The sequence below is a fragment of the Streptomyces sp. NRRL F-6676 genome, assembly GCF_000725625.1.
Lineage (GTDB): Bacteria > Actinomycetota > Actinomycetes > Streptomycetales > Streptomycetaceae > Streptomyces.
Genome location: NZ_JOHS01000023.1, coordinates 145,168 through 153,151, shown reverse-complemented (window position 1 = coordinate 153,151; position 7,984 = coordinate 145,168). Strand labels below are relative to the sequence as shown.

At 70.2% G+C, this 7,984-nt stretch carries 13 protein-coding genes; 3 read left to right on the top strand and 10 right to left on the bottom strand.

Going from position 1 to position 7,984, the window contains the following annotated elements; all coding sequences use genetic code 11:
* Nucleotides 1–101: 101 nt before the first annotated feature.
* Both IO29_RS17065 and IO29_RS17060 read right to left on the bottom strand, forming a co-directional pair.
* Entirely contained in the window at nt 102–335 is a 234-nt protein-coding gene (locus IO29_RS17065; protein WP_030379719.1) for a DUF397 domain-containing protein, read from the bottom strand.
* Nucleotides 311–1,159: a helix-turn-helix domain-containing protein gene (locus tag IO29_RS17060; RefSeq protein ID WP_051707671.1), complete on the bottom strand. Its 849-nt coding sequence runs from the start codon at nt 1,157–1,159 to the stop codon at nt 311–313. The genes IO29_RS17065 and IO29_RS17060 overlap by 25 nt, the downstream gene beginning before the upstream one ends.
* A 123-nt stretch (nt 1,160–1,282) precedes the next feature.
* On the opposite strand from IO29_RS17060, the gene IO29_RS17055 reads away from it, so the two are divergent.
* From IO29_RS17055 to IO29_RS17045, 3 genes are all read left to right on the top strand, one after another.
* Complete coding sequence (locus IO29_RS17055; protein WP_051707670.1) at nt 1,283–1,576, top strand: hypothetical protein; 294 nt, start codon at nt 1,283–1,285, stop codon at nt 1,574–1,576.
* Nucleotides 1,577–1,730: 154 nt separating this feature from the next.
* Nucleotides 1,731–1,949, top strand: a complete 219-nt coding sequence (locus tag IO29_RS17050; protein ID WP_030379717.1) for a type II toxin-antitoxin system HicB family antitoxin — start codon at nt 1,731–1,733, stop codon at nt 1,947–1,949.
* Between the two features lie 35 nt (nt 1,950–1,984).
* Entirely contained in the window at nt 1,985–2,170 is a 186-nt protein-coding gene (locus IO29_RS17045) for a type II toxin-antitoxin system HicA family toxin (protein WP_234307502.1), read from the top strand.
* 167 nt (nt 2,171–2,337) lie between these two features.
* On the opposite strand, the gene IO29_RS17040 is transcribed toward IO29_RS17045, so the two are convergent.
* The 8 genes from IO29_RS17040 to IO29_RS17010 all read right to left on the bottom strand — a co-directional run bounded on the left by IO29_RS17040 (nt 2,338) and on the right by IO29_RS17010 (nt 7,890).
* Nucleotides 2,338–2,559, bottom strand: a complete 222-nt coding sequence (locus IO29_RS17040) for a DUF397 domain-containing protein (RefSeq protein WP_030379715.1) — start codon at nt 2,557–2,559, stop codon at nt 2,338–2,340.
* Nucleotides 2,535–2,813 carry a hypothetical protein gene (locus IO29_RS17035; protein WP_158709340.1) on the bottom strand — a complete coding sequence of 93 codons (279 nt, stop codon included), beginning with the start codon at nt 2,811–2,813 and terminating at the stop codon, nt 2,535–2,537. The genes IO29_RS17040 and IO29_RS17035 overlap by 25 nt, the downstream gene beginning before the upstream one ends.
* A gap of 72 nt (nt 2,814–2,885) precedes the next feature.
* A complete protein-coding gene (locus IO29_RS38965) occupies nt 2,886–3,077 on the bottom strand; it encodes a PIN domain-containing protein (protein WP_267881988.1) in 192 nt (63 codons plus the stop codon).
* 15 nt (nt 3,078–3,092) lie between these two features.
* The gene (locus tag IO29_RS38960) at nt 3,093–3,296 is read right to left on the bottom strand and encodes a type II toxin-antitoxin system VapC family toxin (protein ID WP_199806923.1); all 204 of its coding nucleotides are present in this window, start codon (nt 3,294–3,296) and stop codon (nt 3,093–3,095) included.
* Nucleotides 3,293–3,514, bottom strand: coding sequence for a hypothetical protein (locus IO29_RS17025; protein WP_030379713.1), 222 nt, complete (start codon nt 3,512–3,514; stop codon nt 3,293–3,295). The genes IO29_RS38960 and IO29_RS17025 overlap by 4 nt, the downstream gene beginning before the upstream one ends.
* Nucleotides 3,515–3,571: 57 nt before the next feature.
* Nucleotides 3,572–4,342 carry a hypothetical protein gene (locus IO29_RS35555; protein ID WP_030379712.1) on the bottom strand — a complete coding sequence of 257 codons (771 nt, stop codon included), beginning with the start codon at nt 4,340–4,342 and terminating at the stop codon, nt 3,572–3,574.
* 107 nt (nt 4,343–4,449) lie between these two features.
* On the bottom strand, nt 4,450–5,964 hold the full coding sequence (locus IO29_RS17015) for an MFS transporter (RefSeq protein WP_030379711.1): 1,515 nt from the start codon (nt 5,962–5,964) through the stop codon (nt 4,450–4,452).
* A 210-nt stretch (nt 5,965–6,174) separates the two neighbouring features.
* Nucleotides 6,175–7,890, bottom strand: a complete 1,716-nt coding sequence (locus IO29_RS17010) for a glycoside hydrolase family 13 protein (RefSeq protein ID WP_030379710.1) — start codon at nt 7,888–7,890, stop codon at nt 6,175–6,177.
* Between the last annotated feature and the right edge of the window lie 94 nt (nt 7,891–7,984).

Here is a 7,984-nt window from a genome sequence, read left to right as displayed (position 1 = left end):
ATGGCGGCAGACGCCGATGAGTGCGAAGAAGCAGTAACAGCGAGGGACGACACCCCAACAAGGTAGACCGCGTCTCACCATGATCGTGTTACGAGCTCTAATCATCTGGCTGCGAACTTGATCGGCCGGACAAGTCCTAGTCGTATCTGCGCGACGAACGCGCCCCAGGCAGCGGGCCCCAGGAGCAGCACCGGCCCGGCGGGGTGTTTGCTGTCGCGGACGGGGACGGTGTGGGGAATGTTGGTGGCGATTTCCAGGCAGTCGCCGCCGCCGCCGTCGCTGTACGTGCTCTTGCGCCAGGTGGCGGACGTCAGGTCGGCTCGTGTGCTGCGCATGTCTCGTATTCCTCCATGGCCCGCTGGATCAGGGCCGCTGACGGCTCGGGCGGCAGGGCTTGGGCGTGCACGAGATCGTAACGATAGGAGTGACGGGCCACCATGGCCCTGTCCTCCACCAGTTCGCCCGAGTGCCCGGCTTCCAGGTACGCCACGTCCGACGCCTTCTCGAAGGACAGGAGAGTGAGTGAGCCGCCCATCGCCGAGTGGCCGCCGGTCGCGAAGGGGATCACCTGCACCTCGACGTGCGGCGTCCTCGCCATCTCCAGCACATGATTCAACTGGTCGCGCATGGCTGTCGGCCCTCCCACGGGCCGACGGATCACCGATTCGTCCAGTACCACCCACAGCAGCGGCGGCTGCGGCCTGCGCAGCAGGCCCTGCCGACCGAGCCGGGCCGCTACCTTCGCGTCGATCTCCTCTGCCGTGCACCAGGGTTGCCCCAGGCGCAGCAGCTCGCGCGCGTACGCGGCGGTCTGGAGCAGGCCGGGCACGCTGTGCGCCATGTACTTGTGCATGGCGATCGCCTTGGCCTCGTACTCCATGAACTTCCGCGCCCAGTCCGGGATCGGTGTCCGTTTGATGTGGCCCCACAGGGCGACGAGGTCGCCGTCGGCCTCCAGGACCGTGTCCAGCTTGGCGTTGACGTCCTCGGGTGGGATCTCCTTGCCCAACTCGTACTGGGCGATCCGGCTGTGGGCAATCGGGATCAGGTCGCCCAGCCGGCGCTGGGTGAGCCCGGACCGCACACGGAGCTTGCGCAGCTTCGCGCCGTAGAGCGCGGTGAGGGACGTGGAAGGGTCGAGTTCCTTCGGCGCGGGCATCGTTGACCCCGGTTTTCGTTCAAGTACCGCGAAAACAGTTACTCCTTGTAATCGTAGCGGCACGCACCGATGCTCGTGGGAGCAAGCAGAACATCGGTCACAACGAAGGAAGGTGCGGCGCACATGGATGGCAGCCCGAAGGACGCCCTGGAAACCCGGATCGCCCGAATCCGCGACACGGAGGCGGCGAAGAACGAGTTGGAGAAGGCGCTCTCGGGGGCGGGGGTCGTGCTGCCCTCACTCGGGCTGGACGCGGTCTGCCTCGCCAGCGACTACCTGCCACCCCTCGTGGAGCTCGGCCGCTGCAACCCAGCGACGGCACGCAAACTGGCAGCCGTCCTACGGGGCCGCCGGGCCGAGCTCCTCGCCAAGGTGAACGAGGCCAACCGGCAGAGCACCGTCAACCGGGCCGGTTGAAGACCTGGAGCGGACGGGGGCGGAGACGGCGGCGGTGACACCGACGTGGGCGTGTCCGTGCGGCCGGCTCCGTCCGGTCAACATGGGTACAGACGCGAGTGACAGCGAGGGCAAACACCGCCCGACGGGGGCGGTGCATGCCAGACTGAGCAGCATGACCACTGACGCACTGCACCTGACCGCCGCGATCACCCACGAGGGCGAGTGGTACGTGGCGCGCTGTCTTCAGGTCGAGGTCACCTCCCAGGGTGAGACCATCGAAGAGTCCCTGGAGAACCTCCGCGAAGCGCTGGAGCTCTACTTCGAGGACGCCCCCGCTCCCGAGGTCACCGAAGTGATCACGGCCCCCGTCGAAGTGCGGCGCGTCGCGTGAGTCCCGCCGTCCCCACGGGTCTCTCCGGAGCCGCAGTGGCCAAGGCCCTGGAACGGGGCGGGTTCGAGTACGTCTCCGCACGTGGCAGTCACGCCAAGTACCGCAGGGGAGAACGGACCGTCATCGTCCCCCTCCACCGCAGCCTCGCACCCGGCACCCTCCGCTCCATCCTCCGCCAGGCCAACTGGACCGTCGACGATCTCGAAGCGCACCTGAAGTAGCCGGCCACCGGACCTGCCAACGACGGACGCCGGCGGATCCCACCAGAACCCGCTCATGCCGATGCGCGTGGTGCAGCCGGACTGGACGGCGTCGGCGCGCCCCATCACGTCGGGCCGGCCGGGAATGATGAGGGCAACGGAGCCCATGTCCAGTATCGCCAGGTGGATCACCCCAAGCCGTGGTGTGCGGTCTGCTGTATGTCCGCGACGAACGCGCTCCAGGCCGAGGGGCCCAGGAGCAGCGTCGGGCCGGTGGGGTGTTTGCTGTCGCGGACGGGGACGGTGTGGGGGATGTTGGTGGCTATTTCCAGGCAGTCGCCGCCCTGTCCGTTGCTGTGCGTGCTCTTGTGCCAGTGGGCGTGTCTCAGGTCCGGTTGCGTGGCGCGCATGTGCTGTATCCCTCCATCGCGGAACGGATCACGGCCAGGGACTCGTCGGGCGGCAGCGCCTTGGCCTGGAGCATCTTGGTCGCGTGCGCCTCGCACCGCCGCATCAACTTCCGCGCCCAGTCCGGGATCGGGGTCCGTTTGATGTGGCCCCAGAGGGCGACGAGGTCGCCGTCGGCCTCCAGGACCGTGTCCAGCTGGCTCACCCGCCCGACCGCCTGCACGGTGATCCGGTATGCCCCGCGTCGAACGACCACGCAGCGGTCCCCTCCGGGATTCCGGCCCGTGCGGTCCCCTACGGGCCCTGCCGATCACGACCGCAGCCGCGGCTACGGCAGCAAGGTGAAGGAAAAAGGTGCCTTGGGGCGGACGACGCTGAAGTGACGGCGATCGAGGGTGGCGATGGCATCCGCGCCGAGCCGTTCGGCGATGGCGAGGACGGAGGCGTCCACCGCGCCGAGGGGGAAGTCCGCATATTTTTCCACCAATTCGACCATACGGTCGACGTCCTGGGCAGCCAGGGGGACAAGGCTGATCTAGCCTGTGCGGACGGAGCGCAGGAATGCGGCTTCCGCGCGGGTGCCGTGTTCGCGCTCCAAGAGGTAGCAGACCTCAGTGAGCACCGGGTACGGCACCAGCAGCGGGCGGGGTGTGCGACGCATCAGCTCGACGCAGCGGGCGTGGTCCTGGTCGTTGGCATCGGCGGCTGCGACCAGCGCACCGGTGTCCCAGATGATCACTCGGTCTCCCGCCCCATCTCGGCACGAAGGATCTCGCCGGAACGGGCGCCCAGGTCACCCTTGCCGCTCGACAGCGCGCCGACGAAGTCGGGCAGCGGCCAGTCCTCCCCACCGTCCTCGGCCGGTGTGCTCTCCCGCACGAGAGCCAGTATCGGCGCGACCTGGGACTCCGGCAATCTGTCGATCAGCTCGTGCAGCTCTTCGCGCAAGGTGCTCATGACGCCAGGATAGGGACAACCCACGCAGCACGGGAGCCGGTACTCCCGCTCCAGGCCCTACGACCGCGTCCGTGCAGGCGTTCGCGAGGTGGGCGGGGCCGGGGTTGTCGAGCCGTCGGAACCGCAGTGCGCGTAGAACTCGTCCAGCGGGGTCCGGGGCAGGTTCGCGGGGTCGTGTTGGCCCCACTCGTCGTTCTCGTGGTACGTCTCGTCACGGGACAGGCCCTTGCCCGTGTTCAGTAGGCGGAGGACGCCGTACACCCCGTCGCCCTGGTAGTCCCACGCGGCCACGTCGGGGCGGCGGTCGTGTTTGAAGTCGGTGAGGGAGAGTCCTCCGTTGCCGCGGAGGTCGAGGCCGAGGGTGTGGCCGCTCCTGCCGTCGCGGTGGAGCGGGCCGATCCGCAGTTCCTTGATCCGTGCGGGTTCCGGGTCGTCATAGAGCGGAGTGGTCAACGCGACGACAACCAGGTCGAGTTCGTCGTCGCCGTTGATGTCGGCGGCGACTCCGGCCGCGTCTTCCTTGTTCCGTGCGCCGATGAGGGAGCGGATGCCGACGGGCTTTTCGAAGCCGCCCTCCGACGTTCCCCACTCCACCGTCGTGGCCCTGCCCTGGTCGCGGTCCGTCACCCGGTCCGGGTACGCGTCGCCGTCCAGCCAGCCCACCAGTACCCCGTCGTCCGCCACGCAGGGCGGTTTCCGGGCGTCGGGCAGGGGCACCACCTCGGTCTTCGTTCCGCCACAGGCGCTCAGGGTCGCCAACAGGGTGAGGGCGCAGGCCGTGCCCCGCCAGTGCCTTCTCATCGTCACGGTCTCCCGGCGTCCGCTCACTTGTCGTTCCTCGGCAGGCTTGTCGGACAGCCAGGTTACGAAGTCGGCGACGGGGCCCGGTACTTGGCGTACCGGGCCCCGTCGCAGGCGTGGTCGTCCCACGCTGGTCACATGTGGACCGCAGGGGCGTCTTCGGCGTCCGGCGTCGGGGTGCCGCGGCGGTAGAGCAGGACCGTGATCAGCGCGCCGGCCGCGAAGAAGGCGGCCGACCACCAGTAGGCCGTGGAGTACGACTCCAGCGCGGCGTGGGCCTGGACGATTTTGCTGGTGGCGTCCCTGCCGCTCAGGTAGGACGTGGCGGCGCCCGCCGCGAGGGTGTTGAGCAGCGCCGTGCCGATCGAGCCGCCGACCTGCTGCATCGTGTTGACGGAGGCGGAGGCGACCCCGGCGTCCTCGGCGGCCACACCGCTGGTGGCCAGGCTCATGCCCGGCGCCATGACCAGGCCGATACCGAGACCGGTGACCAGTACGGCGGGCAGGACATCGGCGGCGTACGTGCTGTCCAGGCCGAGACGGGTCAGCCAGATCAGGCCGACGGCTCCCAGGGCCATGCCGAGCGGGACGACGACCTTCGGCCCGATGCGCGGGATCAGGACGCTCGTGGAAAGGGTGGCGGCCACCATCAGCGCGCCGACCATCGGGAGGAAGGCCAGTCCGGTCTTGACAGGGGAGAAACCGAGGGAGAGCTGCAGGTAATAGGTGAGGAAGAGGAACACGCCGAACATTCCGGCGGCGGAGACGAGCATCGCCGCGAAGCTCGCGCCACGGTTGCGGTCCAGCAGCACGCGCAGCGGCAGCAGCGGGTGCGTGGCCCTCGTCTGCCACCAGGTGAAGGCGGTCAGCAGTACGGCACCGGCGGCGAGGAAGCCCCAGGAGCGCGGGGAGCTCCAGTCGTGCGACTCGGCCATGGAGAAGCCGTAGACGAGGGCGAAGAGGCCGGTGGTGACCAGGACCGTGCCGGGGATGTCGAGCTTGGCACCGGGCTCACGGCCGGTGCGCCTGAGCAGCAGCCAGCCGCCGACGAGCGGGACGGCCGCCAGGGCGACGTTGACGTAGAGGGTCCAGCGCCAGTCGGCGTACTCGGTGAGGACACCGCCCAGCAGCAGGCCGACGGCCGCGCCGGAACCGGCGATCGCGCCGAAGATGCCGAACGCCTTGGCGCGCTCCTTGGCGTCGGTGAACGTGGTGGTCAGCAGGGAGAGCGCGGCGGGCGCGAGCAGCGCGCCGAAGACGCCCTGGAGGGCGCGGCCCGTGACCAGGACCTCGAAGTTGGTGGCCGCGCCGGCCACGGCCGAGGCGGCCGCGAATCCCCCCACGCCCGTCAGGAAGGCGAGCTTGCGGCCGAAGAGGTCGGCGATCCGGCCGCCGAGCAGCAGCAGGCTGCCGAAGGCCAGTGAGTAGGCGGTGACTATCCAGGTCCGGTCGCCGTCGGAGAAGCCGAGGTCGGCCTGAGCGGACGGCAGGGCGATGTTCACGATCGTCGCGTCCAGCGTGACCATCAGCTGGGCGAGCCCGATCAGGGCGAGGACCCACCACCGGTGGTTTGCCCCGGCCCGTTCGGGCCGGGTGCCGGTCTTCTTGCTGAGCGACACCGAGTCTGGCGACGCGGCTGTCTGGGGCATGGGACTCACTCCGGTTCGAGGCTGCTCGGGACCGCTTCGCACGACACAAAGAACGAAACGGTTTCGTACCGATAGGCTAGACGCCTCGACATCGAAACGCAAACGTTTCGCTGATGGGGTCGAACGGCCCGGCCGTCCCGGCCCTCACGCACCGGGGCCCGGCCACCGCCGAAGCGGTGACCGGGCCCCGGTCCGCTGGTCACCGGACGGTCAGTCCGCCCACCACACCGTCGTGTCGGCGGGTACCTCGGCCGTCTCGCCCGTGGCCCGTACCTCGCCGTTCGCGAGCAGGACGCGGCCGTACGCCGGGACCCTCACCGGCTCCCCCGTCGTGTTGGCCACGCACACGAAGTCGCCGCGGCGGAAGGACAGGACGCCCTCGGGGGACGTCAGCCACTCCACCGCATCGCCCGCGCCCAGGTCCGGGTGGGCGCGGCGGGCGGCCAGGGCCGTGCGGTAGAGGGTGAGGGTGGAGTCGGGGGCGCCCGTCTGGGCCTCGACGCTCAGCTCGGCCCAGTCCGCCGGCTGCGGCAGCCAGCTGCCGCCGTCGCCGAAGCCGTACGAGGAGCCCGTACGGGTCCACGGGATCGGCACCCGGCAGCCGTCGCGGAAGCCGTCCTGGCCGGCGCCGCGGAAGTACGCCGGGTCCTGGCGCACCTCGTCGGGCAGGTCGGTGACGTCCGGCAGGCCCAGCTCCTCTCCCTGGTAGACGTAGGCCGAGCCGGGCAGCGCCAGCATCAGCAGGGTGGCGGCGCGGGCACGACGCAGGCCCAGTGCGCGGTCGCCGGGCAGGCGGATCTGCGTGCCGAGGCCGGGCGGGTTGCCGAAGCGGGTGGTGTGCCGCGTGACGTCGTGGTTGGAGAGCACCCAGGTGGCGGGGGCGCCGACGGGGCGCATCGAGTCGAGCGTGCGGTCGATGACCTCGCGCAGCTCGGCGGCGTCCCAATGAGTGCTCAGATACTGGAAGTTGAACGCCTGGTGCAGCTCGTCGGGGCGCACGTAGTTCGCCGTGCGCTCAATGGTGGGCGTCCACGCCTCGGCGACGAAGATGCGGTGGCCCGCGTACTCGTCGAGGATGGTGCGCCACTGCCGGTAGATGGCGTGCACGCCGTCCTGGTCGAAGAACGGCATGACATCGTTGCCCAGCAGCTTCACCTGGTCGTGGGAGCCGAGGTCGGGCAGTCCGGCGGCCTTAACCAGGCCGTGGGCGACGTCGATGCGGAAGCCGTCGACGCCCATGTCGAGCCAGAAGCGGAGGACGGAGCGGAACTCGTCGGCGACCGCCGGGTGCTCCCAGTTGAAGTCGGGCTGCTCGGGCGCGAACAGGTGCAGGTACCACTCGCCGGGGCGGCCGTCGGGTTCGGTGACCCGGGTCCAGGCGGGGCCGCCGAAGATGGACTCCCAGTCGTTGGGCGGGAGTTCGCCGTGCTCCCCCTTGCCGGGGCGGAAGTGATAGCGGTCGCGCAGCGCGGAGCCGGGGCCCTCGGCGAGCGCCCGCTTGAACCACTCGTGCTGGTCGGAGGAGTGGTTGGGGACGATGTCGACGATGATCCGCAGCCCCAGTCCGTGGGCGTCGCGGATCAGCGCGTCGGCGTCGAGGAGGTTGCCGAACATGGGGTCGACGGCACGGTAGTCGGCCACGTCGTAGCCGGCGTCGGCCTGCGGGGAGGCGTAGAACGGGCTGAGCCACACGGCGTCCACACCGAGGTCCCGCAGATACGGCAGCCGGGTGCGGATGCCCTCCAGGTCGCCCATGCCGTCGCCGTTGCTGTCGGCGAAGCTGCGCGGGTACACCTGGTAGATCACCGCGTCCCGCCACCAGTCGGGGCGGTCGGCGGGGACGGTGGTGACGGCTTCGGGGACGGTGGCCGGGGCGAGGGGGGCCGGCTGCGCGGCCGGGGCGGTTTCGGCGGAGTGCTGGGTCATGGCGTCCTTGGGGCGTCGTGGAGTTCGAAGTGCGGGGCGGGCGAGGCGCGGGGAGGGGTGCCCGGCGGCGGATGGGCCGGGCACCCCGCGCCGG